Genomic DNA, 26,039 nt, shown 5'->3' with positions numbered 1-26,039 from the left:
CGACCTTGGGATGAAGGAAAGACCGATCCGGAGGCCGATGTTTCGCGGGCGCCGTTGAAGGACTCTTGAGACATGGAAATCCTCGAGATCGCCGGAGCGGCAGCCATCGTGATCGGCATCGTGATCACGGCGCTGATCGCCATCATCCCGTCAGTCGTAGACCGCTGACTCAGTCGACGGACAGATGGACCAACAGGTCCTGCCGGGTCAGTACGCCCACCGGCTTGCCGTCGTCCAGAACCATCAGGGCGTCCCTACCCTCGAGCAGTTCGACCGCCTTGGCGACCGGTTCACCGGCGCCCAGCGACGGCAGTGCCGGGTCCATGTGCTGCTCGACGATGTCGGCCAGCCGCGCCTTGCCGGAGTACAACGCGTCCATCAGCGTCCGCTCCGACACCGCGCCGGCCACCTCGGCCGCCATCACCGGCGGCTCCGCGCGGACGACCGGCATCTGCGAGACGCCGTACTCCCGCAGGATGTGGATCGCCTCGGCGATCGTCTCGTGCGGGTGGGTGTGCACCAGCGGCGGCAGGCTGCCGTCCTTGCCGGCCAGCACGTCACCGAGCGTCGTGCCCTGCTTGGTGTGCGCGAGGAAGCCGTACTGCGACAGCCATTCGTCGTTGAAGACCTTCGTCAGGTAGCCGCGGCCGCCGTCCGGCAGCAGGACCACGATGACGGCTTCGGGGTCGTCGAGCTCGTGCGCGAGCCGGATCGCGGCCGCGGCGGCCATCCCGGCCGAACCGCCGACCAGCATCGCCTCCTCACGGGCGAGCCGCCGGGTGAGCGCGAACGAGTCCGCGTCCGACACCTCGATGACGCGGTCGCAGATGTTGCGGTCGTACGTCTCCGGCCAGAAGTCCTCGCCGACACCCTCGACCAGGTACGGCCGGCCGGTGCCGCCGGAGTACACCGAGCCCTCCGGGTCGGCGCCGATGATCTGCACCCGGCCGCCGGAGACCTCCTTCAGGTACTTCCCGGTGCCGCTGATCGTGCCGCCGGTGCCGACGCCCGCGACGAAGTGCGTGATCCTGCCCTCGGTCTGCTCCCAGAGCTCCGGGCCGGTGGTCTCGTAGTGCGAGCGCGGGTTGTTCTGGTTCGCGTACTGGTTCGGCTTCCAGGCGCCCTCGATCTCGCGGACGAGACGGTCGGAGACGTTGTAGTACGAGTCCGGGTGCTCAGGGGCGACCGCGGTCGGGCAGACCACGACGTCGGCGCCGTACGCCTTGAGCACGTTGCGCTTGTCCTCGCTGACCTTGTCCGGGCAGACGAAGACGCACTTGTAGCCCTTCTGCTGGGCGACCATCGCGAGCCCGACGCCGGTGTTCCCGGAGGTCGGCTCGACGATCGTGCCGCCGGGCTTGAGCTCGCCGGAGGCCTCCGCGGCCTCGATCATCCGGACCGCGATCCGGTCCTTCACGGAGCCGCCCGGGTTGAAGTACTCGACCTTGGCGAGCACGAGGGGCTTGGCCCCGTCTGTGGTCTTGGACAGCCTCACCAGCGGGGTGTTGCCGACGAGGTCCAGGAGAGAGTCTGCGTAGCGCACGATCCTTACTGTAGTGATCTGCGTGTCCATCCCCTATTTTCACTTGCGTCGACGTAACACCGTGTAATCCTTGTCAGTATGAGCACAGCCAGGGCAGCCAAGAAGCTGGCCCAGGCCGCAGCCTTCGGGGGCGGGGGACTCGGACTCATCGGTGCCACGTTGTACGGCGTACTGACCGCTGAGGCCGAGTACGCGAAGCGCGTGATAGGACCGGCGAGGTACTACCCCACTCCGGGCGACGGCCTGTACGGCCGGTATCCAGGACATCCGATCACCTTCGCCATGCTCGGCGACTCCAGCGCCGCGGGGTACGGCACCGAGTCGCCGGACGAGACCCCGGGCGTGCTGCTGGCCTCCGGGCTGACAGATCTCGCCGAACGTCCCGTCCGACTGGTCGACGTGTCCAGGACCGGGGCGAAGTCGACGGACCTGGCGGCCCAGGTGGACGCCGCCCTGCAGGCCGGTCCGCACATCGCCGTCATCCTGATCGGCGTCAACGACGTGAAGGCGAAGATGCCCCCGTCGACGTCGGTCCAGTTGCTCTCCACTGCCGTACGCCGGTTGCGCGCCGCGAACTGTGAGGTGGTGGTGGGAACCTGCCCCGACCTGGGCGTGGTCCGGACGATCATGCCGCCGCTGCGGCAGGTCGCCCGGTCCTGGAGCCACCGGCTGGCCGCCGCTCAGACCATCGCAGTCGTCGAAGCAGGCGGCCGTTCCGTGTCCTTGGGCTCCTTGCTCGGCGAAGTGTTCCGCACCAACCCGTCGATGTGGGGCCGGGACAACTTCCACCCGTCGGCCACCGGGTACGCCGCCGCGTCGGCGGCCCTGCTGCCGTCGGTGGCCGCCGCGATGGGCGTCGGGACCGAGTCGTTCGTACACCCGGAGCCATTTCGGGGCGAGGCGATCCTGCCGATCGCGGAGGCCGCCGTACAGGCTGCTCGCCGGGCCGGCACCGAGGTCGCGGCCACCGAGGTCGCCGGCCGCTCCCGTGGTCCGCGTGGCCGGTGGGCCGAGCTGCGCCACCGCCGCCGGCATCCGAAGGCGGAGGTCGATCGGGTCGACGAACCGACGGAGGAAAGCACCGCGGCGGTGCCGGTCGGTCAATAGTTGCTGGCTTGTGCGTCCGCTGAGCGGGGACTTTCATGTCGGGAGTCTTGCCTCCGGGCGGCCACGTGGTGCACAGTCGATAACTACGCGGTACCCCGATAACGGGAGGCGAAGATGGGCTTGAACCACTCCGAAGAGACGCATCAGCGTTTGGTGGAGGCCGTGCCCAGATGCACCGGACGCGCAATGACCGAGTGGTTCCAGCTGATGAACGACGGACCGTCGTTCCTGCGCTTCGACGACAGAGTGAGATGGCTGGCCGGCGAGTACGCACTCGCGCACGGGCACGCTACCGCCATCGTGCATGAATTCGACCTGGTCAAGGCGCACCGGCGAATGAGCTGAGCCGCAAAGGAGTCGACTAGAAGACCTGCCCTTTCAGGTGGAGGGGCAGGTCTTTCACGTTCCGACCAGCACCTCGTTGCCCTCCGGATCGGCAACCAGGTAAGGCTTCTCGGCCATCAGGTGCCCACCCGCTGACAACGCTGCCTCGACGCGATTCGTCACCGCATCCTCCGGTACGGCGAGCTCGAAGCGGATCCGGTTGCGCTGCGGCCGAGGCTCCTCCAACTGCTGGAAGAACAGCACCGGATTCAACCGCCGCGGATCGTAGATGTCCGTGACGTTCGGCCTGTCGTCCTCCGCGTAGCCCAGCAGCGCCACCCAGAACGCCCGGACCGCCGGTACGTCGACCGCGTCGATCCCGAACTGCACGAACCGCAACGGCGCCAGGTCCGCCCGCAACCCGAGCTCCTTCGCCGCGGCCTCGATCTGCGCGGCCAGCTTCAGGTACGCGCCGTCGGCGTCCTCCCACTGGTCCTTGCCGCTGTCGAGCACGACGCCTTCCGCGCGTACGTCGATCATCAGCGGAACGCCCGCGGCATCGGCCAACTCGGCCGCCTTGGTCGCCAGTTGGGTGGGTGTGGACGTCGGGTAGAACGTCATCGCGGCGAACAACGCCAGCCAGTCGGTCGTGCCCGGCACCGGGTCCCCTGGCACCAGGTCGACCTCGTTCCCCTCGTCGTCGGGCAGCATCACGCCGAACGCCCCGGACGGCTCCCGACCCGTCACCGCGCGTGCCTCGTCCACCGCCGCCGACGGCCGGACCACGTCGACATGGATCCGGTTCCGCAGCGGTCGCGGCTCCGCGAGGCGACGTACCGTGAACTTCGGGTCCCGCCGCAGCGGATCCCCTCCAGCCGGCTCGTAGCCCAGCACCGTCTGCCAGAACGTCCGCACCCTCGCCGGATCTGCCGCCTCGATCACGACGTCGAGGGTCTGGACACCCGCCGGGTTCGCGGTCAGGCCGAGCTCCTCGGCTGCGATCTGGGCGTCTTCGGCAGCCCGCACACGGACGCCGGTCGAACGGATGTCGACATCCCGCACCCCATGCCGCGCGAGGCGTTCCGCCAGCGCGGCGCCGGCGGCGTGCGACGGAGCGTCGTACCAGGCTGTGGTCATGGGAACCACCGTAGAGCCGGAACCGGTCGAACTGCGTCCGGAAAGCCGGAAGGGCCGGCCCACCTGGACCGGCCCTTCCGTCGTCATGCGGTTCTGGATCAGTCGCCGCCGCGGAGGATGGCGAGGATCCGCAGGATGTTCCAGTACAGCCAGACCAGGGTGACGGTCAGGCCGAACGCGGCCCGCCAGGCCTCGTTCTGCGGGGCGCCCTGGCGGACACCCTGCTCGATCATGTCGAAGTCGAGGATCAGGTTGAACACCGCGAGACCGGCGCCGAGCGCGGCGAACAGCAGACCCATCGGGCCCATACCGCTGATGCCGGTGCTGATCCCGAAGAAGCTCAGCAGCAGGTTGATCAGCAGCACACCGGCGAATCCCGCCGTACCGATGACCACCATCCGGGTGAACTTCGGCGTCACCTTGATCGCGAAGTACTTGTACGTCGCCAGCGTCAGGCCGGCCGTCACCATCGTGGCCAGGACGGCCTGCACAATGATGGCGGAGTCGCCGACCCAGGCGGCGATGAACTTGCTGCCGATCCCGAGGAACACGCCCTCGGCGACCGCGTACAGCATCACCAGCGCCGGGTTGATCTTGCGGGAGAACGACAGCACCATCGCGAGCGCGAACCCGACCAGCGCACCGGCCAGGAACGCGGGCGTGACCAGCGATACCGGGATCATCCACCACGCGACCGCGGCAGCCGCCACGACCACGCCCAGGGTGATCGCGGTCTTGACGATCACGTCGTCCAACGTCATGGGGCGGCTCGAGGCAGGAGCCCCCTGGAACTGCTGCTGCGGCGGCATACCCGAACCGCCGTAGCCGTAGGGGCTCTGCTGACCGTACGGAGCGGCCCCCGGATAGGCCTGGCCCTGGCCAGGCGCGAACGCACTCGACCGGTTCAGCACCGGGTTACTGCTCTGCATCTCTTCCTCCTGATGACCCACATCCGGGGCCGTATCGAGATACTACGGTCCCACCCTTAACAACATCTGAGAATCGCCCCGATGTTCCCCAACCCGAAACCCCGGCAAAAACCCGGCAAGTCGCAGAATTCAATCGGCCACCGATGCAATTCCGGGATATGCCGCCCGCAACCACCCGATCCGCTCACTCGGAAGTGTCCCCGCACCGCTCCACAGCCACCGCAGGAAGTTCGCCGGGCCGAGCCGGAACTGCCGCTGCTCGAGTCCTTCCAGCACGGTTTCCGGCCCGAGGATTTCGACCATCCGGGCATCGACCTTCCGAGCGAGCCGCCGGGAATACACCGCCGAGAACGCCGTGAACAACACCCAAGCAGCCGGAATCCACCACCAGATCGCGGAACCGCCGACGCTCAGACCGAGCACGAAGCCGACCGCAGCCGTCACCGCGGTAACCCAGATCTTGAACTGCCGCTGCTGCCGGTACGCCCCGAATCGGGCACTCAGCAGGATCTCGGCGATCAGCACGTCGCGCAGACTCGAACACCAGTGAGCCGCCTCGGGCCGCAGCCGCAGAGCCGGTCCGGCGACCCGTTGTTCGTCGAACGCCACCACCCTCCCGCGAGCTTCCGTCCACTCGATCGACGGCATCGGGTACCCGATCGCAGTCGCCAGTTCGCCGACCCGGATGTACATCTCCTGCTCGTTCATATGCGGATCATCGTCAGGCCCGCACCAGCGTTACACGACAGCCGGTTGCTCGGCGTCGTGCTCGTATGGGCGGGCACGACGCCGGGACCGGCGGCCACCCGGGACGTGGTGCTCCCGCAGGCCGGATCGTGGGGTCAGATGTGCGGGCGGGCGGGTTCGTGGCTGGTGAGGGCGGCGCCGACCTGGTCGGCGAGGGCTACGGCTACCAGGCGTTGTTCCAGGTCGGGACGGGCGATGCGAGTGGCGGCGGTGAGGAGGAAGCGGCCGCGGGGTTCGCCGGCGTGCTGGACGGTGAGTTCGATCTCGGCGTTGGTCGGAAGGCCGTCGCGTTCGACCTTCAGGACGTGGGATCCGCGCGTCACCGAGCCGTCCGGGTTCAGCCGCGGACCCGAGGTCTGCTTGCTGCTGGCAACGAACTTCGCGCCGTCGATGCCCAGTACGGCGGTGAGTTCGGCGCGCACCTGCTCGATCAGGTCGTCGGTCGACCCACCGGCCGCGACCGCCTGCGAGGTGGTGATCACGCCGTCCAGGTATCCGGCGCGGCGCGACGCCTTGGCTTGTTGCCCGCGGCCCCAGATCGCGATCTGCGTGACCGCGATACCGATCACCAGCAGCAGCACGGCCTGCTCGACGTCGTTGCTGCTGTTGATGGTGAAGCTGTCGTACGGCACGGTCAGGAAGAAGTCGAACCACACCGCGCTCGACACCGCCGCGATCACCCCGGCGAGCCGGATCCCGAACACGGCCACCGCCACGATCACCACGACCAGCAGCAACGCCGCGTTCGCGTTGTCGAAGTGCTCCCGGAACGGCGTCAGCAGCGCACACACCGCCGGAGGCGCCAACACCGAGGCCGTCAGGACCGGAGTTCGATAGTTCTCCACCCCTCTATTGATGCGCACGACTCCCACCGGATCAACAGTTCTCACAAACGTCTGTCATCCGTACCGTGGTCGCATGCCCGAGATCGCCCGCATCCGGCCCGCCGAGGACACCGACGAGCGCGGCACCCTGACCGGCCTACTCGACTTCCTCCGCGCAACCGTCGAACTCAAGGCCACCGGCCTGACCGACGAGCAGGCGTTCGCCCGCCCGGTGCACCCGTCGGCGCTCACTCCGGGCGGAATCGTCAAGCATCTGACCGGGGTGGAGCGCTTCTGGTTCGCGATCGACTTCGCCGGACAGGACGTCGCGTGGCCGTGGACGGAGGAGGATCCGCACGGCTGCTTCCCGATCTCGCCCGGCGACACGGTCGACGGCGTGCTGGCGGCGTACCGCGCCGAATGCGCACGCTCCCGCGAGATCACCGCGGCCGCATCGCTCGACGAGCGGGCGCATTCGGACGGTATGACGTTCACGCTGCGCTACGCCCTCGCACACCTGATCGAGGAAACCGCCCGCCACCTCGGCCAGCTCGACCTCCTCCGCGAATCCACCGACGGCCAAGTCGGCGAATAATCCCCTTGTGACGCAGGCGCGGGTGGGTCGGCGTGATGCGGGTCGGCGTACGCCGTACCCAAGCCCTTCGACCAACCAGCCCCGGAGCCACACGCGAACGGATAACCCCTCGCGTTGGGGGTTCTCCCCTCGCACACCAGGGGAGAACCCCCAACACGCGGGGATATCCATTCATGTGACTGATCGTTGGGCGCCCCGGGATCCGGGGCGCTGGCGGCTCTGGGGGTGTTGGGGAACTTGGGCGTGTTGGGGAGGATCGCCTTCCGAAACGGGCGGGTAATCCTCCCCAACACCTCCGTCCTGGCGGAAGGAGCGGATAATCCGTCGCGCCTGGATGTTCGCCTGCGTAAGTTGCCTCGTATGCACCGGATCCGACTGGCTACGGTCGCGGACGTCACGTTTCTGGCCGATGTGACGCTGGCCGCCACCGACGCGCAGGGCCGCCTGCCCGCCGACTTCGACGAGCCTGCCTGGCGGGCGCGATTCGCCGAGTGGACTCGGGAGTCGATCGAGGATCCGACCACCGACCTGTACGTCGTCGAGGTCGACGACGTACGCGCCGGACGTCTGCGGGTCAGTCGTACGGCGGAAGGTGTCGAAGTGAATGGGATTCAGCTCCACCCGGACGTCCAGAACCGTGGAACCGGTACGGCGATCTTCACCGAGTTGCAGTCCGAGGCCGCGAGGTCCGGCGTACCGCTCACGGTGAATGTCGAGCGGGACAATCCGGATGCGCGGCGCCTGTACGACCGGCTCGGCTTCGTCAAGGTCAGCGAGGAGGGCGGCGAGGACGTGCTGCAGTGGTCCAAGGCCGCGGAGCAGACGGCACCGAGGCCCAACTCTTCCGCACCCCGCACCGCTACGTTTGGCCCGCCGAACTCGACCTGATGGCCCAACTAGCCGGCTTCGCCCTCGAATCCCGCCACGCCAACTGGACCGGAACCGAGTTCACCGCCGACTCCCGTCCCACGTTTCGGTCTACCGCCTGACCTCCTGAGCGCGACACTGTTCCAATGTCCACCGACCCGCTGTTCACCCGCCTGGCGCCGGTCCTGAACGTCTCTGACCTCGCCGCCGAGCGCGCGTTCTACGAGAAGCTCGGCCTACCGGTGATCTACGAAGGACCGGAGTACCCGGACTTCATCGCCTTCGGCACCGACACCATCCACTTCGGCATCCAGCAGGCATCCGCGCCGAACGACCCACCGAGCGTGCTCACCTGGCAGATCGCGGTCTCCGACGTGGACGCGGCCGCCGCCCGTTGCCGTGTGGCCGGACTCGAGTTCGAGCTGGAGCAGAACGACCCCGCCCCCGGCTGGACCTACCGCCGCCTCCTACTCCACACCCCAAGCGGCTACCGCCTGGCCCTGGAAGGCGAATCCGAATAGCTGGGAGTCAGCGTTCGGTCTTCGGGTAGCCGCCTAGTTGTTCGAGTACGTCGAGCCAGTCCATCACGACGTCGGTGTCGGCCATCACGCCGTCCGCGAACCTGTCCAGGGACATCCCTCGAAAGGTCACCTTCTTACCGGTTGCGGGGACTCCGAGCCACTCGCCCCGGTGCGTACCTTGATAGTCGAAGCGAACCGCCAAGCGGTCGCCCTCGACGACCCGGTGCGCTTCGGTGCAGGCGTAGTCCGGAAAGGCCGCGCGGATCTCTCCGAGACCTTTCTTGAAGTCGGCGGCCAACTCCGGGCTCATCAGCGCGTCGAATGCCCCCAGGTCACCCGCGCCGATCGCATCGGTGATCGCCTCGTCGATCCGCACCATCTCGTCGCGGTCCATGACTCTCCCCCTTCTCCTCGTTGCGACGCTAGGACGCTGCACACGACCCGGCAAGGGCCGGCTTGCGGTTGTGTGTCGGGGGTGGTGGGTACTGCCTACACGACCCACCATGAGGAGATGAGAGGTCCCTCGGGTGGGGGATGTTCGGTGGGTGAGATCACTCTCGGGAGGGTTTGTGAAATCTTTCACGAGCGTTTAGCGTTGAAGTGAACGTGAAGTCTGAGAACCACTCAGGGAGAGTGAACCGCATGACAGCCCAGGTGCCGCACATCCTCGTCGTCGGAGGCGGTTACGTCGGGATGTACACCGCGTACGGCCTGCGCCGCGCCGCCCGTCAGGGCCGGATCCGGGTGACCGTGGTCGACCCGCGGTCGGTAATGACCTACCAGCCGTTCCTGCCGGAAGCCGCGGCCGGTTCGGTGGAGCCGCGGCACGTCGTCGTGCCGCTGCGCAAGACCCTCAAGGGTTGCCGGGTGGTGACCGGCCGCGTGACGGGGATCGATCACGCGCACAAGGTCGCCAAGGTGATGCCTGAGGAGGGCCCGGAGTACGAGCTCGCCTACGACCAGATCGTCGTCGCGCTCGGCTCGATCGCCCGCACGCTGCCCATCCCCGGCCTGGCCGAGGAAGCGACCGGGTTCAAGAACGTCGAAGAGGCGATCGCGCTGCGCAACAAGGTCCTGGACCGGCTCGACGTCGCGTCGTCGCAGCCCGACCCGGCGCTGCGCAAGTCCGCGCTCACGTTCGTCTTCGTCGGCGGCGGGTACGCCGGCGTGGAGGCGTTCGCCGAACTCGAGGACATGGCCCGCTACGCCACCCGCTACTACGACAACATCGAGCCCGAGGACATGCACTGGGTCCTGGTCGAGGCCACCAACCGGATCCTCCCGGAGGTCGGCCCCGATCTCGGTCAGTACACCGTGGACCAGCTTCGCAAGCGGAACATGGACGTCCGGCTGGAGACCCGGCTGGAGTCCTGCGAGAAGGGTCATGTGATCCTCAGCGACGGCGACGAGTTCGACGCCGACACGATCGTCTGGACGGCCGGCGTGAAGGCGAACCCGGCGCTCGCCGCGACGGACTTCCCGCTGGACGAGAAGGGCCGCGTCAAGACGCTGCCGAACCTGCGGATCGAGGGTGTCGACGACGCCTGGACCGCCGGCGACAACGCCGCCGTACCGGACCTGACCAGCGAGACCGGTGCGTACTGCGCCCCGAACGCGCAGCACGCCGTACGACAGGCCAACCGGCTCGCCGCGAACATCCTGCGCGTCGTCGACGGTCAGCCGCCGCAGGACTACAAGCACAAGTACGTCGGATCGGTCGCGAGCCTCGGCCTGCACAAGGGCGTCGCCCAGCTGTACGGCGTGAAGGTGAAGGGCTGGCTGGCCTGGTTCCTGCACCGGACGTACCACGTGTCCCGCGTGCCTACCTTCAACCGGAAGGCCCGCGTCATCCTCGACTGGACCCTGGCGCTGTTCTTCCGCCGCGAGGTCACCAGCCTCGGCAGCCTGCAGACGCCGAACGAAGAGTTCCGCCGCGCGACCCAGTCGTAGGCGGCACCTGATCGGCCGGGCCTCCAACTCGCCGGAGGCCCGGCCTTCCTTTATTCGTGCAGCATTCCGGCGTCGTGGACGAGGAGCGCGATCTGGACCCGGTTGTTCAGGTCGAGTTTCGTGAGGATGCGCGAGACGTGCGTCTTCACGGTCGGGACGCTGAGGTAGAGGGTCGCGCTGATCTCGGCGTTCGACTTTCCCTCGCCGACGGCGACGGCGATCTCGCGTTCGCGGTCGTTCAGGTCTTTGAGACGTCCTAGAGCCTTGGCTTTGCGGTCGTTCTGACCGGAGTCGGCGACGCGGGTGATGAGGCGCTTGGTGACGGCCGGTGAGAGAACGGGCTGCCCGGCGGCAATTCGGCGTACCGACTCGACGATCTCGGCAGGCGGGGTGTCCTTCAGGATGAACCCGGCGGCGCCCGCGCGGAGGGCGCGCAAGACGTGCTCGTCGGCGTCGAAGGTGGTGAGGATGACGACCTCCGGTGCGCCCGAGCGCCGGCGTACCGCTTCCGTCGCGGTCAGGCCGTCGGTGCCGGGCATCCGGATGTCCATCAGGATCACGTCCGGGGCGAGCCGGTCGATCAGACCCTGTACGCCGGACCCGTCGCCGGCCTCCCCGACCACCCGGATGTCCTCGGCGCCGCCCAGCATCAACTTCAGCCCGGCCCGCAACAACGGATCGTCGTCCACGATCAGCACCCGAATGGTCATGCGGGCCACGGTAGCCAGGCGTAGAGGCGGAAGTCGCCTTCGGGGGTGCGGCCGTGTTCGACGCGGCCTTCGACCAGGGCGGCGCGTTCGCTGAGGCCCTTCAAACCTTGGCCGTCTCCGAGCCGGCGGTTCGGCGCCGGGTTCCGCAGTTCGACGGACAGTCCGTTGCCTGGGGCACCGGTCACGCTGATCGTCACCGGCTCGCCCGGCGCATGCTTGACCGCGTTCGTCAGACCTTCCTGCACGATCCGGTACGCCGTACGCCCGACGTGCTCCGGCATCGCCCCCGGCGCCTCGAGCGTCAACTCGACCGGAATCCCCGCCTCCCGCGAACCCTCCACGAGCTCGGGCAGGTCGGCGAACGCGGGCTGCGGGAGCTCGCCGACAGGAGCCCGCAGTACGCCGATCACCTCCCGGAGATCCTGCAGCGCCTGGTGTGCGCTCGCCCGGATGATCTCGGCGGCGCCGGCGACCTCTTCGGTGGATGCGTCCGGGCGGTACGCGAGCGCACCGGCATGCACGCTGAGCAACGACAACCGATGTCCGAGTACGTCGTGCATCTCGCGGGCGATCTCCTCGCGCGCCCGGAGTTGCGCCTGTTCGGCCTGCAGCGTCGCCACCGTCTCGGCCCGATCCGCCCGGTCCCGCAGCGTCTGCATGAGTTGCCGCCGGGACCGGATGTAGAACCCCCAGCCGGCCATGGCGGCGTACAGGGTGATGCCGATGACGAGCTGCGTCTTCCAGTCGTCCTTGTGCCGCACCTGGAGATAGCTGAGCGTCGCCGCACAGTTCACCGCGAAGACCCAGATCGAGGTCCGCCACGGCTTGTGGACGGCGACGGTCATGGTCAGCACCAGCACCGGCCCGGCCGCGGCGTCGGAGTACACCGAGACGGCAGCCGCGAGAAGCGCCAACGGGACGGCCCACCGGCGCCGGAACCACAGGGCCAGGCACAGCACCACCCCCGACCAGAAGTCGATCGCGAGCAGCATCCGCGGCACCGGGTCGGATTCACCCTCGCTGTAGGCGAGCAGCGAGATCAGAACCGCGAGCACGAACGCCACACTGTCCACGACCCAGTTCCGGGCAGTACGGCGCGACGTCATGCCTTGAATGTAGCGGTGGGTAAGCGATCTCCGGGCCTGGTGCGGCTGTCCGCATACCGAAGTCGGTGCGATCGGGTACTTAGGTCGGCGGTAGGTTGCCGGGCATGAGTCAGCTCGCTGTCACCGTCATCGGCCCGGACCGCCCGGGGATCATCGCCGACGTCACCGAGGCCCTGGTCGGTACCGGAGTCAACCTCGAGGACTCGACCATGACGTTGCTGCGCGGCCACTTCGCGATGATGATCGTCTGCGCCGGACCGTACGACGAGGTCAAGTCGGCGCTCGAACCGCTGCGGGGCGAACTGGTCATCACGGTCCGCAAGATGGGCCCCGAGCACGAGCACGCGCCGATCGGGGCGCCGTACATGCTGAGCGTCCATGGCGCGGACCGGCCCGGGATCGTGGCGGCGGTGACGCGGATGATCGCGGCCGCCGGCGGCACCATCACGGACCTTGCGACGCGGCTGAGCGGCGGCCTGTACGTGCTGACCGCCGAGGTCGAGCTGCCGCCGACGGCGGAGCTGGAGATGCTGGACCGGGCGCTCGAGATCACGGCCGAGGAGCTCGGGGTGGGCGTCACACTGCGCCCGGCCGAGAGCGACGACCTGTGATCACGGACTGGTCCCCGGCACGGCTCGACGTCAAGGGTGCTGTTCTCGACGTCGTCCGCGCGCCGCACCCGGTGCTCGCGACCGAGAGCGCGGAGGTGGACCCGCTCGACCCGGAGATGATCCAGCTCGCGGCGGACCTCGTCGCGACCATGCGGGTCTCCCCCGGGTGTGTCGGGCTGGCCGCGCCGCAGGTGGGCGTGGCGGCGCAGATGTTCTCGCTCGACGTGACCGATCACCCGAAGACGCGTACGTGCCACGGCGTCTTCGTACTGTGCAACGCGGTCGTCGTCGAGGCCTCGCGCAACGAGAAGGCTCGCGAAGGATGCATGTCGGTCCCGGACTTCACCGGCGACGTCAAACGCGCAACCCGACTGACGGTCACCGGCGTCCTCCCCGGTACGACGGACCAGGTCACGATCACCACCGACGCCTTCGAGGCCCGCGCCCTCCAGCACGAGATCGACCACTGCAACGGAAAGCTCTTCCTCGACCGAGTAGCCGGCGCCCACGCCGTATACCCCCGAAAGACCTACCAGTAACGAGTACTCTCGTCCCCGAGCATCCAGCCCGGGTGGCGGAACGGCAGACGCAGGGAGCTTAAACCTCCTGGCCCTCACAGGCATACGGGTTCGAATCCCGTCCCGGGCACCGTCATGTGGTGACGGAGCGGATGCCGCCGATGATGGCGAAGACGACGAAGAAGGCGTTGCCGAGGAGGGCGAGCCAGGCGATGGCTTTGCCGCGTTGGCCGGTTACCTTGATCGTTCGGAGGGCTGTGACCGCCAGATAGAGCGAGAGCGGTGCGCAGAACGCCACGGTGAGGAGTGCGGCGACCGCCTGGCCGTTCACGCCGCCGCGACGCTGCGTCTGGTACGTCGGAGCGGTGTAGGAGTCGCGGTACGGCGGGGCGACGTACGAATCGCGGTAGGGCGGATCGGCGTACGGCGACTCGGTGTACGGATCCTGGTATGGCTGCTCGTACGGTGGCGTGTACGTGTCTCGGCGCGGCGGGGTCCCGGTGCGGCCTGGGCCGGATGCCCAGTCGAAGGGGTCTGCTACCGGCTCATCGGGTTCGGCGTGGGGTTTCGGCGGGACGTAGTCCTGGGGACGTTCCTTGCGGTTCAGCAGGAGGGCGTAGTCGGCGCGCCGGGTCGGGTCGGACAGGATCTCGTAGGCGCGGTTCAGCCTGACCTGCTGCGTGGAGTCGCCGCCGACGTCGGTGTGGTGGCTTCTCGACAGGCGGCGGTAGCTGCGCTTGATCTCGTCAGCGCCGGCCTCCCGGCCGACCCCGAGCAGTTTCCAGGGATCGGCTCCGTTGAGGTCCCGGAAGTCCCGGGCGGCACTCATCGAGCGACGTCCGCCTGGTAGCAGGTCAGTCGCCAGGAGGCGTGCTGCGGATCGACGCCCTTGGGCAGCGTGCGGTGCCCGGTCGCGAACGTGACGGTCTTGTCGCCCGCGAGGTAGCACCACAGGTCGAGCTCTTCGTCGTTCCCGTAGTAGTACGACCGGTAGTGCGTGATGGGCTGCGCCCCGAGGAACGGTGTCTGCAGGCGTTGCTGCGCCTCCAGCGGCAGGTTGCCGAGGACACCACGCATCTCCTGCGTGAGGTTCAACTGCGGCGGGACCGACGGCGCGGAGTCCCGGCCACGCGACACGAGAGAGCGGAGACCGCCGCGCGGCTTCGTGGCCTGTTGCAGTACGACGGCGTGCTTGATGCTCGACGGTACGAACTTGTCGATCCGCACGCTCTGCGTCTTCTGACCCTGGTTGTTGACCCGTGGCGTCGTCACCGCGAGCCCGTTCGGCCCGAGGACCACGGCGTACGGCCTGTCGCGCTCACGCTCGTGCAGGTCGGCCCACCATTCGATCGCCGGTCCTACGTTGCGCTCGAGGTACGCCTTGACGTCGTCGTGGATCTCGCCCCACCAGTGGAACCGGTCCGGGCTGGGCACGAACCCCAACGGCGCAGCCTCGTGCGCGGCCGGCATCGAGGGCGCAGCCGGTGCGCGCTCCACACCACCACTTGCAGGCCGTTGCGCGGCCGGACGTCCCCGAGATTGCTCGGGCAGGTTGTCACGAGTCATGCGGGCTGCGGCGTGGGGCGGCATACATAGTCGAGAGCTTCCAACACGTCGGCTGCCCAGGTCAACTCTGGTTTTGCGGATCTGTGGACAAGTCGGCCAGGGTCTTGGCGCCGGTGAGTACGGCGTCGGTCATCGGCTCGGTGAGCTTGCCGGTGAACGTGTTCTGCTGGCTGGGGTGGAAACAGCCGAGGACGGTGACCTCGCCGTACGGCGTCGTGATCCGGTACTCGACCGCGTGGCCGAACTTCGGGCGCGGCCGCGGTACGTCGGCTCCGAGCGCGAGCAGCGCTACGAGCAGAGCGTCGTACGCGAACTTGCCGAGGCAGACGATCGACCTGGTGCTGGGCAGGACGAGTTCGAGCTCGCGGCGGTACCAGGGAGCGCAGGTGTCGCGCTCCTCTGGCGTGGGTTTGTTCGCGGGCGGGGCGCAGCGGACGGCGGCGATCATTCGGGTGCCGATCAGCTGCAGGCCGTCGCCGGCGTGCTCGCTGGTCGGCTGGTTCGCGAGGCCGACGCGGTGCAGGCTCGCGAACAGCCAGTCGCCGGAGCGGTCGCCGGTGAACACGCGCCCGGTGCGGTTCCCGCCGTTCGCCGCCGGCGCGAGCCCGACGATCAGGACCTGCGGCTCGGCGACACCCCAGCCCGGGATCGGCCGTCCCCAGTACGGCTGATCCGCAAACGACTTTCGCTTGCCCACGGCAACGTCTTCGCGCCATTCGACGAGCCGCGAGCAGGCCCGGCAGACCGACACCCGCGCCTCCAGGTCCGCCAGCTCATCGGTCGCCGCGAGCTCGACCACCTCGCGCGCATCCCGGGCCACCGGAGTACGCCGTACCGCAGGGTCCTCCGGCCACCCGGCCCCAGGCGGCACCGGACTCTCGAACATCTCCCCGGTCAACGGATGCGGAAGCTTCACCCACCCACCCTAGACGGGAGGTTGGGGAGGGTTTACCGCCTGAATCGGCACAAAACCCTCCCCAACCTCGGTTGTTCAGGCGGCGAACTCTTCGGCGGGTCGGGGTGCTGCGGTGGCGGTTCGGCGGGCGTTGGGGATGGCCAGCGCGAGTACGACGGCCGCGGCGGCGAAGGCGGAGAGCAGGAGGAAGGTGTCCGTGAAGCCTGCCTCCGCGGGAAGGCCCGACGGCTGGATGTGGCCGGTGATGATGGAACTGGCGAGGGCAGTGCCGATGGAGCCGCCGATGGTGCGGATGTTGGCGTTCATGCCGGTGGCCGCGCCGGTCTGCTCGCGTGGGACGTTCTGCACGATCAGGCTGGTCATGGCCGCGTACGCGAGGCCGAGCCCGACGCCGAACAGGGCCGTCGAGACCGCCACCTGCCACTGCGCATCGTGGAACTCGGCGAACATCAGCGCCGCGACCAGGCTCAACGCCGACCCGGAAACCACCTGCGCCTTGGCGCCGAAGCGCGGCGCGAGCGGGCCGCTCAACGACCCGGTGATCGCCATCGTCACCAGCATCGGCAACATCAGCAGCCCGGCCTTGGTGACGCTCGCCCCGAACCCGAACCCGGCAGCCTCCGGGATCTGCAGGAACTGCGGGACGAACGCATACACCGCGAACATCGCCGCCCCGAACAGCAGCGCCACGAGGTTCGTCGTCCACACCGCCGGGCGGCGCATCATCCGCATGTCGATCAGCGGGTTCTTGGAGCGCAGTTCGACCGTGATCCAGCCGGCGAACAGTACGACGGCCAGCCCGAAGAGTCCCGTCGTACGCACCGAGCCCCAGCCCCACGACCGGCCCGTGCTCAGCGGGAGCAGCAGCGCGATCAGCCAGCCGGACAGGAACGCGGCGGCCAGCCAGTCGATCCGGCCGGGGACACGGTTCGGGGACTCCGGGACGTAGCGCCGTACCATCACCGTCGCGAGCGCGACGACCGCCATCGGGATCCAGAACAGCCAGCGCCAGCCGAGCCACTCCACGATCGGGCCGGCCAGGACGATCCCCAGCCCGCCGCCGACCGCGATGATGGCCGACACCACGCCGACCACGGACGGCACACGTTCGGCCGGGAACTCGTCCCGGATGATCCCGAACGCCAACGGGAACACGGCTCCGCCGACGCCCTGGAAGACGCGGGCGGCGATCAGTACGCCGATGTTCGGCGCGAGCGCGGCGATCAGGCAGCCGATCGCCAGGGCGGCGAGCGCGATGAACAGCGTGCGCTCCTTGCCGACCATGTCGCCGATCCGGCCGAGCAGCGGGGTCGCGACCGAGACCGACAGCAGGAGTGCGGTGAACACCCAGGTGACCGTGCCGGGGGTGGTGTGCAGGTCGTGCTGGATGACGGGCAGCGCCGGGCTGACCAATGACTGCAACATAGAGAACGAGGCGACGACCGTGGCGAGGACCGCCAGGGTGACGCGAGGGTTTCCAGACCTGATGACAGGCATGCAGAAGTCCTTCGAGAGGAGTGGGAATGCGCCGGAGGTTGGGCGCGATATCCCCGGCCTGGTAAAGTCGAGGTATGCCTCCACTATAGCGGAGGGTTGCCTCCGCTATCAACTGGTGTCCAAGACACCCTCTAAGGTGAGCGAATGGTGACCGGTGAGAGCAGGCCCGCGTTGCGGGTCGACGTACGGCGGCCGCAGCGGGCGGACGCGCGGCGGAACTTCGACGCCCTGCTCGGCGCTGCCCGCGATGCGTTCGCGAGCAAAGGGGTCGATGCCTCGCTGGAGGACATCGCACGCCAGGCCGGCGTCGGGATCGGCACGCTCTACCGGAACTTTCCGCACCGCCAGGACCTGCTGAACGCGGTCTACTTCGGCGAGATCGAAGAGCTCTGCATCGCGGCGGAGGAGGCGGCCGAACTGCCACCGTGGGAGGGCCTCACCACCTGGCTGCACCGCTTCGTCGGGTACGCCGCGACGAAGCGCGCGATCTTCGAGTCGCTGAACCGGGACGCCGAGAACTTCAAGGCGGCCCGCGAAGCGATGTACGCCGCCGGTACGCCGCTGTTCGAACGCGCACAGGCCGCGGGCGAGGCACGCACCAACATCAGCTTCGACGACGTCCTCCGGATGGTCAGCGGGCTGACCGCCGCCAGTTTCGTCGACGACGCGCAACGCGACCGCGTCCTCGAGATCGCGCTCGACGGCGTCCGGGTGGGCTGAATTCAGTTCCCGTGAAAACCGGGCGGCTCGAGACCGGTCGCCGGCGGCTGCACGCTCGGAACTCTATGGAATGCGGCATCCTGGAGACGGGTGAGGTCACGCAGCGTTCTGAAGATCTGCACCTCCGCGGAGTTGCCGGAATCCAGGACGTCGAAGGAAAGGATCTGCTTTCCCTCGTCGTACGAGATCAGCAGCGTGTGGTCGTAGAGCGCGAAATCGCGCGGAACGGACAGCGACGGATAATTCCGCCGAAAGTCCGACACCGTGATCCAGTAACTGGCCACGTCTCCCGTATGTTCCCAGTAGAACCTCAGCAGATCCTGGTCGGCGATGTCGCGTGCCATCTGCTCGGCCCCTTGTACCACCGGAGCGTGTTCCGCTGAATTCCCTCGTAGCCGTCGGAGTGCTCGATCGCGCTGCGTAAGTACCCGAGGTAGTCGGTGGGCCCGACATACGGAATGTTCCTGAAGTTGTCGCTCATCGACGACCGGATCAACTTGGTGAGTGCGTCGTTGTGGCGTGGACAGCTGGTCAGCATCCCGAGGGCTGTCTCTTGGTAGTCGATCCGCTCGGTCAACGCGCTCAGGCTCGCATTGAGTCCGCCCAGTTGCCGCAAGGAGTCAGAAGTTGCCGAAAGCAACTGCCGGAACAGCTCGAATATCCACCCACCCAGCGTCCCGACAATCACCGCCAGCACATGACTGGGCAACTGCCGCGCGGTGAATGCGTTGGTGGCGCCCGCCGAGAACAGCAGAATCAATTCCAGCGTCAACGTCCCTACGATCGCCCCACCGGCCAGCCGCTTCGGATCAACCGGCTGAATCACGACCCTTTCGCCCGACGCACCCATCGCATCCCCCCGGCTCACATGGTCACCATTGCGGCAATCTACCCAAGCCGCTCACGACCAAACTCGACGCTCCAGCCGTCCGGCGAGACGCCGCGCCCTAGTCGCGCCGGCCGGCGATCTCGAATCCGGCATCCCTACCCGCGGCAGCGAGCCGGTAGTCGTACGTGACGAGCGCGGTGAGATCCGCACCGAGCACTCGAGCGGTAGCCAGATGAATAGCACCGATCGAGCGCAGCATTCGCTCCGGTTCGTTCATCGCCGCATCGACGATGTCGTCGTCGATGCTGATGAAATCGAAGGCGAGAAGCAGGTCCCGGGCGTCAAGCAACAAAGCCGGGAACGCTCTACCGACCGCCCTCATCACCTCAATCCGCAGCAGGCCGGAACTCACCCACGTTGCGGTCGCAGCCTCGTCATAGAATCGTGCAAACGCCTTCGAGTGGCTTTCTTCCACGAGGAGCTTGAGTGCCGCGGAGGCGTCGACGTAATAGAGGCTCACCAGGATTCCTCGGCGCGCAGAGCGGCGAGTGCATCGCTCAACCGGTCAGCGCCGTCCCCCGCTCGCATCCGCGGCCGGTAGCCGGGACGCACCGCCGTCCGGACTCACCCTTCCGCTGCAAGACGATCGAGCACCGGTGTCGGGTCGCGCTCGTCCACCGGCACGATTCGAGCGACCAGGCGGCCGTACTCGGTCACGTCGATCGTCTCGCCGTGCCGAACCCGAGCCAGCACCTCACTCGTCTTGTGGCGCAGCTCCCGCAGGCCCACCGCATGCTCGTTGGAGATCGTCATACAAACAGAGGTATCACAATTTTGTGATCACCTTTCAGGAGCGAGATCCCCTCCCACACTCAGGGCGACTCCGTCGAGGATGTCGTGTTCGGAGACGGTGAGGGGGTCGACGGCGAGGCGGTCGTGGAGGCGCTGGAGGATCAGGGCGCCTGCGCCGATGACGTCCACTCGGCCGGGGTGGATCGACCGGACGGCGGAGCGTTCGGCCCGGGTGGATGTGGTGAGCCAACTGGTGGCTTCGCGGAGCTGGTCGGCGGTGAGGCGGGCGTGGTGTACGGCGGTGCGGTCGTACTCGGCGAGGTTCAGGGCTACCGCGGCGACGGTGGTGCAGGTGCCGGCCACTCCGATGAACGCGCGGGCCTGTTCGAGGGGGACCGTGGTGGTGTCCAGGAGGGCGTCGATGTCCTTGGCGATCGCCGCTAGCTCTGTCTCGGACGTGGGGTCGGTGGTGACGTGGCGTTCGGTGAGGCGGACGGAGCCGATGTCGAGGGATTCGGCCGCGATGACACCGGCCGCGTCGCCGAGGACCAGTTCGGTGGAACCACCGCCGATGTCGGCCACCAGGTACGGCGCCGGGAGGTCGAGGGAGCTGGTGGCGCCGCGGAAGCTGAGTTCGGCTTCTTCCGCGCCGGAGATGATTTCTGGTCGTACGCCGAGACGCTCCTCGATGCCCGTGAGGAACGCATCCCGGTTGCTGACGTCCCGGGCTGCGGAGGTGGCGACGAAGCGGAGCCTGGTGACGTCGCTGGACCGAATGACGGCTGCGAAGTCCTCGCAGGCACTGAAGACGCGGGCAAGGGCTTCGGCAGCGAAGGCGCCGGTGGCGTCCACGCCCTGACCGAGGCGGACGATCGTCATCCGGCGGTCGACCTCGACGAGCCGGCCGTCGACGAGATCCGCGATCAGCAGCCGAATCGAGTTTGTTCCACAGTCGACAGCAGCAACCCGAACCGCACCCTCAGACACACGGACCTCTACGGCCCCAGTCTTCGAGGGCTTCCACGGTCTCGTCGCCCAGCGGGTTCACCCCGGGACCGGCGGCCAGCGAGTGGCCTGCCAGCACGTGCAGGCATTTCACGCGGGTCGGCATACCGCCGGCGGTGATACCGGCGATCTCCTCGACGTGTTCGATCGACTCGCGGTGCGCGAGGTACGACTCGTGAGCGGCGCGATACCGCGCGGCCAGGTCCTCGTCGTCGGCCAGGCGGTCCGTCATCTCTTTCATCATGCCGGACGCCTCGAGCGTGCCGATCGCGGACGCGAGCCGCGGACAGGTCACGTAGTACGTCGTGGGAAACGGCGTACCGTCCGGCAGCCGGGGCTCGGTCTCGACCACGTCGGGGAGGCCGCAGCTGCAGCGGTGCGCGATCGACCGGATGCCGCGGGCCGTCCGGCCGAGCTGTTTGCTGACTGCTTCTTGGTCGGCAGGGCTGACGCTCACCGGGTCACCTTAGGTGACGGCGTGAGGATCGTGTTCGGGGCAGGTTTGGCGGGGGTCGGCGTCGTGGCCGGGGCCGGCGGCGTGCCCGCGCCCTCCACACTCCCCCACAGCTTCGTGTACCAGGTCGGCTTCTGCGTGTCCGTCGTTCCGTCCGTCGGCGCCGACGGCTCCGGCGGGGCGCCCAGCGGCTTCCCGTCCGCGCCGATCACGCGGTACCCGACCTCACCGGGCATCACCCAGCCGAGCCGCTGCCGCGCCTGCGCCTTCACGTACGCGTCGTCGTCCCAGCGCGTGATCTCGTCGTTCAGCTCCCCGACCCGCTTCTCCCGGTCGCGGATCTCCTGCTGCAGCGCGCTGACCTGCTGGTGCTGGTCGAACCAGACCCGCAGGCTCTGCGCGTACGACACGATCAACGCTCCCAGCACCAGCAGCACGACGGCCGCCCGCCCGGTCAGGTTGCGGGACCCGCGGGTCCGCGCCGGGTCCGCCTGGGTTCCCGTCGTACGGCGTTTCGGCTGGTCGCCCCGCCGGGCCGGTGGACGCGACTGGGTCCGGCTCGACGGACGCGAGCCGGGGCGTGCACCGGAATCCCGACGGGACGGCATACGGCGATCCTCCTGAGTTAACCCTGGAAGCGCGGGAAGGCCGAGCGACCGGCGTACGTCGCCGCGTCGTCGAGCTCCTCCTCGATCCGGAGCAGCTGGTTGTACTTGGCGGTGCGGTCGGACCGGGCCGGGGCGCCGGACTTGATCTGGCCGCAGTTGGTCGCGACCGCGAGGTCGGCGATCGTGGTGTCCTCGGTCTCGCCGGAGCGGTGGCTCATCATGCAGGTGAAGCCGCTGCGGTGCGCCAGTTCGACGGCGTCCAGGGTCTCGGTCAGCGAGCCGATCTGGTTCACCTTGACCAGCAGGCTGTTCGCCGACTTCTCGTCGATACCGCGCTGCAGCCGCTCGACGTTGGTGACGAACAGGTCGTCGCCGACCAGCTGGATCTTGTCGCCGAGCTCACCGGTGATGGCCTTCCAGCCGTCCCAGTCCTCCTCGTTCAGCGGGTCCTCGATCGACACGATCGGGTACGACGCCACCAGGTCGGCGTAGTAGGCGATCATCTCGTCCGCCGACTTCTTGCCGCCCTCGAACGCGTACACGCCGTCGGTGAAGAACTCGCTCGCGGCGACGTCCATCGCCAGCGCGATGTCCTTGCCGAGCTGCAGGCCGGCCTTCTCGACCGCGACCGCGATCAGGTCCAGGGCGGCCCGGTTGCTGTCCAGGCTCGGCGCGAAGCCGCCCTCGTCACCGAGGCCGGTGGACAGGCCGCGCTCCTTCAGCACCGCCTTCAGGGCGTGGTAGACGCCCGCGCCCTGCATGACCGCTTCGGCGTACGTCGCCGCGCCGATCGGGGCGATCATGAACTCCTGGACGTCGACGTTGCTGTCCGCGTGCGCGCCGCCGTTCAGGATGTTCATCATCGGCACCGGCAGGACGTGCGCGTTCGGGCCGCCGACGTACCGGAACAGCGGCAGGCCGGAGCTCTCCGCCGCCGCCTTCGCGACCGCGAGGCTGACGCCGAGGATCGCGTTCGCGCCCAGCTTGGCCTTGTTCGGGGTGCCGTCCAGGTCGAGGAGCGCCCGGTCGATCAGGCGCTGCTCGTGGACGTCGTACCCGACGATCTCCTTGTCGATGTCCTCGAGGATCGCGGTGACGGCCTTCTGTACACCCTTGCCGCCGTACCGGTCCTTGTCGCCGTCACGCAGTTCCACGGCCTCGAACTGGCCGGTGGAGGCGCCCGACGGGACGGCTGCGCGGGCGATGGTGTCGTCGTCGAGCAGAACCTCGACCTCGACAGTGGGGTTGCCGCGCGAGTCGAGGATCTCGCGCGCGCCGACGGCCTCGATGGTGGCCACATTGACTCCCAAGTTCTCGATGACGAATCGCTGCTGAGCCTAGTCCCCAGACCAGCAAGCTCAGTGGACCGCGTCGACCCTAACGATCGCACCCACGGGTACCTCCCGCGTCAATAACACTCCGTTGGGCGCCCGATACACCGCCAAATCCGCACAATCCACACCCAGCAAGACTTCTACGTTTGTCCGAAGCCCCACCCGACTGTCCTTCACCGGCGCGAGATGAACATGCGTACGTCGTCCCGCACGCAACCCTTCCCGTTCAATCGCAGGCAGCGCCGCGCGATTCGTCCCGTGCCACAGGAGATCCTCGGGGTAAATGCGTTCCCAACTGTTCTCCAACGCTTCACGTGTCACGGGCATCCCCTCGAGCGAATGCCCCTGGCACGCACGGATCCGCTCCCCGTCGACCTGGAGCCGCTGCTTGTCGTTCTCGCGCACGGCGACGGACAGCCGCTCCCGGGTCAGCCCGAGAATCCGCAGTACGTCGGGGACCGCAGCCCAACCGTCCGCACTCATCGTGAGGCCGCGTTCACCCGCCGTATGGCGCAGGAGTCTGGAGACCGCCCTGCTGTCACGGCTCACGTCAGCGCCCTCCTCAGCCCGTCCACCCGGTCGTCGCGCCCCGGTCGCGTGACGACGTAGTACCGCACCGGCGGCAGGTCCTTGACCGGGATCTTCCGTACGGCGCTCGTCGTCCGGACCGAACCATTGACGACCGCCGGCCCGATACCGAGACGCACGAAGTGGACCAGCAGTTCCCACCCTTCCGCCTCTACTGCGACGGACCACCTGAGCCCTTGGTCGAGCATGCTCCGCTCCAGTTGCTGCCGATGCGGGCGATCCTTCGGCGGTACGACGAGCGCCTCGTCCTGCAGATCCTTCAACCGGACGGTACGTCGTCCCGCGAGGCGGTGATCGTTGCGCACGATGAGCGTCTGCGGGAACTGTGCGAGGAGTTCGCAGTCGAGGTCGTCGGGCGGGATGCCCAGTGCGGTCACGCCGACGTCCGCCGTACCGCCCCGGACGGCAGTCAGGGTCTCGGCTGCGCCGCCGGTGAGCAGGCGCAGCGCGCGGCCGCGGGTGAGGTAGCGGCGGAGCGGGTCGGCCAGCAGGTACAGGTACGAACCGGAGCCGGCGATCAGCACGAGCGGTCGCGGCGGTGCGGCATCGAGCGTGCGGAGGAAGTCCGCCGCGCGGTCGCGGGTGTCGTTGGCGAAGGCGGCCAAGCGTTCACCCGCGTCGGTCAGCAGCAGCTGTCGTCCTTGCTTCACGTAGAGCTGCGTGCCGAGGCGGGTCTCCAGCTTGCGGACGCGGGCGTGGAGAGCGGGCTGACTGACATGCAGCTCCTCGGCGGCACGCGTGAAGTTGCGATGCCCCGCGAACACCGCAAACGCCTGCAGATCCTCCGCCACCAGATCCATCACCAGAAACTATAGCTGTGTCGATAAGAACTAGTTCTGCTGGATAGCTCGACGCGCCGACGATGAAGGCATGAACAGATTGGGAATCGATATCGGACGTGTGATCATCGCCGGAGGGTCCGGCCCGGGCGACACGTCGTTCTTCTCCGGTGACACCACGGCCATGCTGCGAACCCCCGCCGTACCGGGTGCCTTCGCGGCGATCGCGCGGTTGGTGCCGTTGTTCGGTGAGGCGTGGCTGGTGTCCAAGTGTGGGCCGCGGGTGCAGGAGCGGTCGCTGGAATGGTTGCGCTGTCACCGCTTCTTCGAGCGGACCGGGATCCCCGCCGGGAACGTGCGGTTCTGCCTACGCCGCCCCGAGAAGGCGATCCATTGCGTCGAGCTCGGTGTCACGCACTTCGTCGACGACAAGCCGGACGTGATCGCTGCGATCACGCCGGTGGTTCCGTACCGCTACCTCTTCAAGGACTGGGAGACGACGGAGGCCGCCGTACTGCGGGACCTACAGGCCGAACGAGCGGCGGGCGTCGGCTAGGCCCTTCAGGTTGTCGGCGGGGCCGGTGATGCCGGTGAGGAGGTTGGTGGTGATGCGCCAGGCGAAGTAGCCGGCCTGGACGGCGTAGCGCACTCGCAGGAACGTGGGCAGGCCGCGCGCGAGTTCGTTGGCCAGGTCGGGTCGCCGGCTCAGGTACGCCGGGACCACCGGGTCGCCGTTGTACATGACGGCGGACGCGACGTCGTACAGGATCGGGCCCTGCATCGCGCTCCCCCAGTCGATCAGCGCGACCCGGCCGTCCGCCTGACGCCGGAAGGCCTCCGCGGCCGGATCGCCGTGCAACCACGCCCACGAGACCGGCCCGAGCGCGATCGCGTCCGCGACCGCCCCCTCGACAGCCGGCCGAATCCAAGGCTCAAGATCCAACGACCCTTCGAACGGCAGCAGGAACCGCAACCAGTCGGCGGTCTCACCGGATTCGAGCGGCGCAGCCGAGTGCACCCGCCCGAGCACATCCCCGATCGGCACCTGATCCGCAGGCACCAACTCGTCACCGTCGACATACTGCAGTACGGCGACCTGCCGCCCATCGACCCGCTCCACCAACCGCCCACGCTTACTCCACCGCGGCCGCCCGGTGGGCACGCCCGCGTCGTGCAGCCGTACAGCCAACTGCAACCCAGGCTCGAACGCTGCGTCATCAAGACCGACCGCCTTCAGCACAACCCGCTCCACCCCACACGTGGCCAGCCAAGTCGCCGAGTTCATCCCCCCAGTCAGCACCTCCAGCCGAGCCGCCTTCAAATCCCAGTGCTCCCGCAACACCTCAGCAACATCCACCCGCCCACCCTCCCAGCCACCCACCACCCCAAGCAGCCGATTTTCTGGCGTACCTAAGAACGGGTAGTGCACCACCGAGACACCGTACGCAAAACCACTCCCACG

Annotated in this window: 33 protein-coding genes and 1 tRNA gene; 11 read left to right on the top strand and 23 right to left on the bottom strand. The window is 68.1% G+C overall.

Annotated elements, in window-relative coordinates:
• Positions 1 to 169: 169 nt before the first annotated feature.
• Positions 170 to 1,543 carry a cystathionine beta-synthase gene (locus ACWF0M_RS31510; protein WP_452239368.1) on the bottom strand — a complete coding sequence of 458 codons (1,374 nt, stop codon included), beginning with the start codon at positions 1,541 to 1,543 and terminating at the stop codon, positions 170 to 172.
• A 78-nt stretch (positions 1,544 to 1,621) separates the two neighbouring features.
• On the opposite strand from ACWF0M_RS31510, the gene ACWF0M_RS31505 reads away from it, so the two are divergent.
• Positions 1,622 to 2,650, top strand: coding sequence for an SGNH/GDSL hydrolase family protein (locus ACWF0M_RS31505; protein WP_452239367.1), 1,029 nt, complete (start codon positions 1,622 to 1,624; stop codon positions 2,648 to 2,650).
• 114 nt (positions 2,651 to 2,764) lie between these two features.
• Positions 2,765 to 2,995, top strand: coding sequence for a DUF4287 domain-containing protein (locus ACWF0M_RS31500; RefSeq protein WP_452239366.1), 231 nt, complete (start codon positions 2,765 to 2,767; stop codon positions 2,993 to 2,995).
• 54 nt (positions 2,996 to 3,049) lie between these two features.
• Here the strand turns inward: ACWF0M_RS31500 and ACWF0M_RS31495 are convergent, their stop codons facing one another.
• From ACWF0M_RS31495 to ACWF0M_RS31480, 4 genes are all read right to left on the bottom strand, one after another.
• Positions 3,050 to 4,111 carry a VOC family protein gene (locus ACWF0M_RS31495; RefSeq protein ID WP_452239365.1) on the bottom strand — a complete coding sequence of 354 codons (1,062 nt, stop codon included), beginning with the start codon at positions 4,109 to 4,111 and terminating at the stop codon, positions 3,050 to 3,052.
• Between the two features lie 98 nt (positions 4,112 to 4,209).
• Entirely contained in the window at positions 4,210 to 5,040 is an 831-nt protein-coding gene (locus ACWF0M_RS31490; RefSeq protein ID WP_452239364.1) for a Bax inhibitor-1/YccA family protein, read from the bottom strand.
• Positions 5,041 to 5,169: 129 nt separating this feature from the next.
• On the bottom strand, positions 5,170 to 5,748 hold the full coding sequence (locus ACWF0M_RS31485) for a hypothetical protein (protein ID WP_452239363.1): 579 nt from the start codon (positions 5,746 to 5,748) through the stop codon (positions 5,170 to 5,172).
• Positions 5,749 to 5,882: 134 nt separating this feature from the next.
• A complete protein-coding gene (locus tag ACWF0M_RS31480; RefSeq protein ID WP_452239362.1) occupies positions 5,883 to 6,632 on the bottom strand; it encodes a DUF4118 domain-containing protein in 750 nt (249 codons plus the stop codon).
• Positions 6,633 to 6,705: 73 nt separating this feature from the next.
• On the opposite strand from ACWF0M_RS31480, the gene ACWF0M_RS31475 reads away from it, so the two are divergent.
• From ACWF0M_RS31475 to ACWF0M_RS31465, 3 genes are all read left to right on the top strand, one after another.
• Complete coding sequence (locus ACWF0M_RS31475) at positions 6,706 to 7,206, top strand: DinB family protein (protein WP_452239361.1); 501 nt, start codon at positions 6,706 to 6,708, stop codon at positions 7,204 to 7,206.
• A gap of 360 nt (positions 7,207 to 7,566) precedes the next feature.
• Positions 7,567 to 8,094, top strand: a complete 528-nt coding sequence (locus ACWF0M_RS31470) for a GNAT family N-acetyltransferase (RefSeq protein WP_452239360.1) — start codon at positions 7,567 to 7,569, stop codon at positions 8,092 to 8,094.
• Positions 8,095 to 8,219: 125 nt separating this feature from the next.
• Positions 8,220 to 8,594 (top strand): VOC family protein, encoded by a 375-nt coding sequence (locus ACWF0M_RS31465; RefSeq protein ID WP_452239359.1) that lies wholly within the window; start codon positions 8,220 to 8,222, stop codon positions 8,592 to 8,594.
• 7 nt (positions 8,595 to 8,601) lie between these two features.
• On the opposite strand, the gene ACWF0M_RS31460 is transcribed toward ACWF0M_RS31465, so the two are convergent.
• Positions 8,602 to 8,988 carry an ester cyclase gene (locus tag ACWF0M_RS31460; RefSeq protein WP_452239358.1) on the bottom strand — a complete coding sequence of 129 codons (387 nt, stop codon included), beginning with the start codon at positions 8,986 to 8,988 and terminating at the stop codon, positions 8,602 to 8,604.
• Positions 8,989 to 9,236: 248 nt separating this feature from the next.
• Here ACWF0M_RS31460 and ACWF0M_RS31455 point away from each other — a divergent pair, with 248 nt between their 5' ends.
• Positions 9,237 to 10,544: an NAD(P)/FAD-dependent oxidoreductase gene (locus ACWF0M_RS31455; protein ID WP_452239357.1), complete on the top strand. Its 1,308-nt coding sequence runs from the start codon at positions 9,237 to 9,239 to the stop codon at positions 10,542 to 10,544.
• Between the two features lie 50 nt (positions 10,545 to 10,594).
• Here ACWF0M_RS31455 and ACWF0M_RS31450 read toward each other — a convergent pair whose 3' ends face one another.
• Both ACWF0M_RS31450 and ACWF0M_RS31445 read right to left on the bottom strand, forming a co-directional pair.
• Positions 10,595 to 11,254 (bottom strand): response regulator transcription factor, encoded by a 660-nt coding sequence (locus ACWF0M_RS31450; RefSeq protein ID WP_452239356.1) that lies wholly within the window; start codon positions 11,252 to 11,254, stop codon positions 10,595 to 10,597.
• Positions 11,251 to 12,360, bottom strand: a complete 1,110-nt coding sequence (locus ACWF0M_RS31445) for a sensor histidine kinase (protein ID WP_452239355.1) — start codon at positions 12,358 to 12,360, stop codon at positions 11,251 to 11,253. Before ACWF0M_RS31445 ends, ACWF0M_RS31450 begins: the two co-directional genes overlap by 4 nt.
• 104 nt (positions 12,361 to 12,464) lie before the next feature.
• On the opposite strand from ACWF0M_RS31445, the gene ACWF0M_RS31440 reads away from it, so the two are divergent.
• From ACWF0M_RS31440 to ACWF0M_RS31430, 3 genes are all read left to right on the top strand, one after another.
• On the top strand, positions 12,465 to 12,971 hold the full coding sequence (locus ACWF0M_RS31440; protein WP_452239354.1) for a glycine cleavage system protein R: 507 nt from the start codon (positions 12,465 to 12,467) through the stop codon (positions 12,969 to 12,971).
• A complete protein-coding gene (gene def, locus ACWF0M_RS31435) occupies positions 12,968 to 13,510 on the top strand; it encodes a peptide deformylase (RefSeq protein ID WP_452239353.1) in 543 nt (180 codons plus the stop codon). Before ACWF0M_RS31440 ends, def begins: the two co-directional genes overlap by 4 nt.
• A 26-nt stretch (positions 13,511 to 13,536) precedes the next feature.
• Positions 13,537 to 13,619 (top strand) — tRNA-Leu (locus ACWF0M_RS31430).
• Between the two features lie 3 nt (positions 13,620 to 13,622).
• Here ACWF0M_RS31430 and ACWF0M_RS31425 read toward each other — a convergent pair.
• From ACWF0M_RS31425 to ACWF0M_RS31410, 4 genes are all read right to left on the bottom strand, one after another.
• Positions 13,623 to 14,318 carry a DnaJ domain-containing protein gene (locus ACWF0M_RS31425; RefSeq protein ID WP_452239352.1) on the bottom strand — a complete coding sequence of 232 codons (696 nt, stop codon included), beginning with the start codon at positions 14,316 to 14,318 and terminating at the stop codon, positions 13,623 to 13,625.
• Entirely contained in the window at positions 14,315 to 14,986 is a 672-nt protein-coding gene (locus ACWF0M_RS31420; RefSeq protein ID WP_452239351.1) for a hypothetical protein, read from the bottom strand. Before ACWF0M_RS31420 ends, ACWF0M_RS31425 begins: the two co-directional genes overlap by 4 nt.
• 130 nt (positions 14,987 to 15,116) lie before the next feature.
• On the bottom strand, positions 15,117 to 15,971 hold the full coding sequence (locus tag ACWF0M_RS31415; RefSeq protein WP_452239350.1) for a uracil-DNA glycosylase: 855 nt from the start codon (positions 15,969 to 15,971) through the stop codon (positions 15,117 to 15,119).
• Between the two features lie 75 nt (positions 15,972 to 16,046).
• The gene (locus ACWF0M_RS31410; RefSeq protein WP_452239349.1) at positions 16,047 to 17,468 is read right to left on the bottom strand and encodes an MFS transporter; all 1,422 of its coding nucleotides are present in this window, start codon (positions 17,466 to 17,468) and stop codon (positions 16,047 to 16,049) included.
• A gap of 144 nt (positions 17,469 to 17,612) precedes the next feature.
• Between ACWF0M_RS31410 and ACWF0M_RS31405 the strand changes: the two genes are divergently transcribed.
• Positions 17,613 to 18,188 (top strand): TetR/AcrR family transcriptional regulator, encoded by a 576-nt coding sequence (locus tag ACWF0M_RS31405; protein ID WP_452239348.1) that lies wholly within the window; start codon positions 17,613 to 17,615, stop codon positions 18,186 to 18,188.
• Between the two features lie 2 nt (positions 18,189 to 18,190).
• Here the strand turns inward: ACWF0M_RS31405 and ACWF0M_RS31400 are convergent, their stop codons facing one another.
• From ACWF0M_RS31400 to ACWF0M_RS31355, 10 genes are all read right to left on the bottom strand, one after another.
• Positions 18,191 to 18,532: a hypothetical protein gene (locus tag ACWF0M_RS31400; protein ID WP_452239347.1), complete on the bottom strand. Its 342-nt coding sequence runs from the start codon at positions 18,530 to 18,532 to the stop codon at positions 18,191 to 18,193.
• Positions 18,499 to 19,038: a hypothetical protein gene (locus ACWF0M_RS31395; RefSeq protein ID WP_452239346.1), complete on the bottom strand. Its 540-nt coding sequence runs from the start codon at positions 19,036 to 19,038 to the stop codon at positions 18,499 to 18,501. Before ACWF0M_RS31395 ends, ACWF0M_RS31400 begins: the two co-directional genes overlap by 34 nt.
• A gap of 97 nt (positions 19,039 to 19,135) precedes the next feature.
• A complete protein-coding gene (locus ACWF0M_RS31390; RefSeq protein ID WP_452239345.1) occupies positions 19,136 to 19,537 on the bottom strand; it encodes a type II toxin-antitoxin system VapC family toxin in 402 nt (133 codons plus the stop codon).
• Between the two features lie 104 nt (positions 19,538 to 19,641).
• Positions 19,642 to 19,830, bottom strand: coding sequence for a type II toxin-antitoxin system Phd/YefM family antitoxin (locus ACWF0M_RS31385; protein ID WP_452239344.1), 189 nt, complete (start codon positions 19,828 to 19,830; stop codon positions 19,642 to 19,644).
• A 27-nt stretch (positions 19,831 to 19,857) separates the two neighbouring features.
• Positions 19,858 to 20,796: a Ppx/GppA phosphatase family protein gene (locus tag ACWF0M_RS31380; protein WP_452239343.1), complete on the bottom strand. Its 939-nt coding sequence runs from the start codon at positions 20,794 to 20,796 to the stop codon at positions 19,858 to 19,860.
• Complete coding sequence (locus tag ACWF0M_RS31375) at positions 20,789 to 21,271, bottom strand: DUF501 domain-containing protein (protein WP_452239342.1); 483 nt, start codon at positions 21,269 to 21,271, stop codon at positions 20,789 to 20,791. The genes ACWF0M_RS31380 and ACWF0M_RS31375 overlap by 8 nt, the downstream gene beginning before the upstream one ends.
• The gene (locus tag ACWF0M_RS31370) at positions 21,268 to 21,876 is read right to left on the bottom strand and encodes an FtsB family cell division protein (RefSeq protein WP_452239341.1); all 609 of its coding nucleotides are present in this window, start codon (positions 21,874 to 21,876) and stop codon (positions 21,268 to 21,270) included. The genes ACWF0M_RS31375 and ACWF0M_RS31370 overlap by 4 nt, the downstream gene beginning before the upstream one ends.
• 17 nt (positions 21,877 to 21,893) lie before the next feature.
• On the bottom strand, positions 21,894 to 23,174 hold the full coding sequence (gene eno, locus ACWF0M_RS31365) for a phosphopyruvate hydratase (RefSeq protein ID WP_452239340.1): 1,281 nt from the start codon (positions 23,172 to 23,174) through the stop codon (positions 21,894 to 21,896).
• A gap of 60 nt (positions 23,175 to 23,234) precedes the next feature.
• A complete protein-coding gene (locus ACWF0M_RS31360; RefSeq protein WP_452239339.1) occupies positions 23,235 to 23,759 on the bottom strand; it encodes an RNA 2'-phosphotransferase in 525 nt (174 codons plus the stop codon).
• Positions 23,756 to 24,598, bottom strand: coding sequence for a LysR family transcriptional regulator (locus ACWF0M_RS31355; RefSeq protein ID WP_452239338.1), 843 nt, complete (start codon positions 24,596 to 24,598; stop codon positions 23,756 to 23,758). The genes ACWF0M_RS31360 and ACWF0M_RS31355 overlap by 4 nt, the downstream gene beginning before the upstream one ends.
• A 70-nt stretch (positions 24,599 to 24,668) precedes the next feature.
• On the opposite strand from ACWF0M_RS31355, the gene ACWF0M_RS31350 reads away from it, so the two are divergent.
• Entirely contained in the window at positions 24,669 to 25,133 is a 465-nt protein-coding gene (locus ACWF0M_RS31350; protein ID WP_452239337.1) for a hypothetical protein, read from the top strand.
• Here the strand turns inward: ACWF0M_RS31350 and ACWF0M_RS31345 are convergent.
• Positions 25,101 to 25,934: a phosphotransferase enzyme family protein gene (locus ACWF0M_RS31345; RefSeq protein WP_452239336.1), complete on the bottom strand. Its 834-nt coding sequence runs from the start codon at positions 25,932 to 25,934 to the stop codon at positions 25,101 to 25,103. The two genes, ACWF0M_RS31350 and ACWF0M_RS31345, sit on opposite strands and share 33 nt — an antisense overlap.
• Between the last annotated feature and the right edge of the window lie 105 nt (positions 25,935 to 26,039).

The sequence above is a fragment of the Kribbella sp. NPDC055110 genome, from assembly GCF_053607525.1.
This window is presented reverse-complemented; position numbering and strand designations above follow the sequence as displayed.

Excerpts from the sequence above, each read along its gene's own strand:
- ACWF0M_RS31505 (WP_452239367.1), top strand. The coding sequence starts at position 1,622 with ATGAGCACAGCCAGGGCAGCCAAGAAGCTGGCCCAGGCCGCAGCCTTC.
- ACWF0M_RS31500 (WP_452239366.1), top strand. The coding sequence starts at position 2,765 with ATGGGCTTGAACCACTCCGAAGAGACGCATCAGCGTTTGGTGGAGGCC.
- ACWF0M_RS31495 (WP_452239365.1), bottom strand. The coding sequence starts at position 4,111 with ATGACCACAGCCTGGTACGACGCTCCGTCGCACGCCGCCGGCGCCGCG.
- ACWF0M_RS31490 (WP_452239364.1), bottom strand. The coding sequence starts at position 5,040 with ATGCAGAGCAGTAACCCGGTGCTGAACCGGTCGAGTGCGTTCGCGCCT.
- ACWF0M_RS31485 (WP_452239363.1), bottom strand. The coding sequence starts at position 5,748 with ATGAACGAGCAGGAGATGTACATCCGGGTCGGCGAACTGGCGACTGCG.
- ACWF0M_RS31475 (WP_452239361.1), top strand. The coding sequence starts at position 6,706 with ATGCCCGAGATCGCCCGCATCCGGCCCGCCGAGGACACCGACGAGCGC.
- ACWF0M_RS31470 (WP_452239360.1), top strand. The coding sequence starts at position 7,567 with ATGCACCGGATCCGACTGGCTACGGTCGCGGACGTCACGTTTCTGGCC.
- ACWF0M_RS31465 (WP_452239359.1), top strand. The coding sequence starts at position 8,220 with ATGTCCACCGACCCGCTGTTCACCCGCCTGGCGCCGGTCCTGAACGTC.
- ACWF0M_RS31460 (WP_452239358.1), bottom strand. The coding sequence starts at position 8,988 with ATGGACCGCGACGAGATGGTGCGGATCGACGAGGCGATCACCGATGCG.
- ACWF0M_RS31455 (WP_452239357.1), top strand. The coding sequence starts at position 9,237 with ATGACAGCCCAGGTGCCGCACATCCTCGTCGTCGGAGGCGGTTACGTC.
- ACWF0M_RS31450 (WP_452239356.1), bottom strand. The coding sequence starts at position 11,254 with ATGACCATTCGGGTGCTGATCGTGGACGACGATCCGTTGTTGCGGGCC.
- ACWF0M_RS31445 (WP_452239355.1), bottom strand. The coding sequence starts at position 12,360 with ATGACGTCGCGCCGTACTGCCCGGAACTGGGTCGTGGACAGTGTGGCG.
- ACWF0M_RS31440 (WP_452239354.1), top strand. The coding sequence starts at position 12,465 with ATGAGTCAGCTCGCTGTCACCGTCATCGGCCCGGACCGCCCGGGGATC.
- ACWF0M_RS31425 (WP_452239352.1), bottom strand. The coding sequence starts at position 14,318 with ATGAGTGCCGCCCGGGACTTCCGGGACCTCAACGGAGCCGATCCCTGG.
- ACWF0M_RS31410 (WP_452239349.1), bottom strand. The coding sequence starts at position 17,468 with ATGCCTGTCATCAGGTCTGGAAACCCTCGCGTCACCCTGGCGGTCCTC.
- ACWF0M_RS31405 (WP_452239348.1), top strand. The coding sequence starts at position 17,613 with ATGGTGACCGGTGAGAGCAGGCCCGCGTTGCGGGTCGACGTACGGCGG.
- ACWF0M_RS31400 (WP_452239347.1), bottom strand. The coding sequence starts at position 18,532 with ATGGCACGCGACATCGCCGACCAGGATCTGCTGAGGTTCTACTGGGAA.
- ACWF0M_RS31395 (WP_452239346.1), bottom strand. The coding sequence starts at position 19,038 with ATGGGTGCGTCGGGCGAAAGGGTCGTGATTCAGCCGGTTGATCCGAAG.
- ACWF0M_RS31385 (WP_452239344.1), bottom strand. The coding sequence starts at position 19,830 with ATGACGATCTCCAACGAGCATGCGGTGGGCCTGCGGGAGCTGCGCCAC.
- ACWF0M_RS31370 (WP_452239341.1), bottom strand. The coding sequence starts at position 21,876 with ATGCCGTCCCGTCGGGATTCCGGTGCACGCCCCGGCTCGCGTCCGTCG.
- ACWF0M_RS31355 (WP_452239338.1), bottom strand. The coding sequence starts at position 24,598 with ATGGATCTGGTGGCGGAGGATCTGCAGGCGTTTGCGGTGTTCGCGGGG.
- ACWF0M_RS31350 (WP_452239337.1), top strand. The coding sequence starts at position 24,669 with ATGAACAGATTGGGAATCGATATCGGACGTGTGATCATCGCCGGAGGG.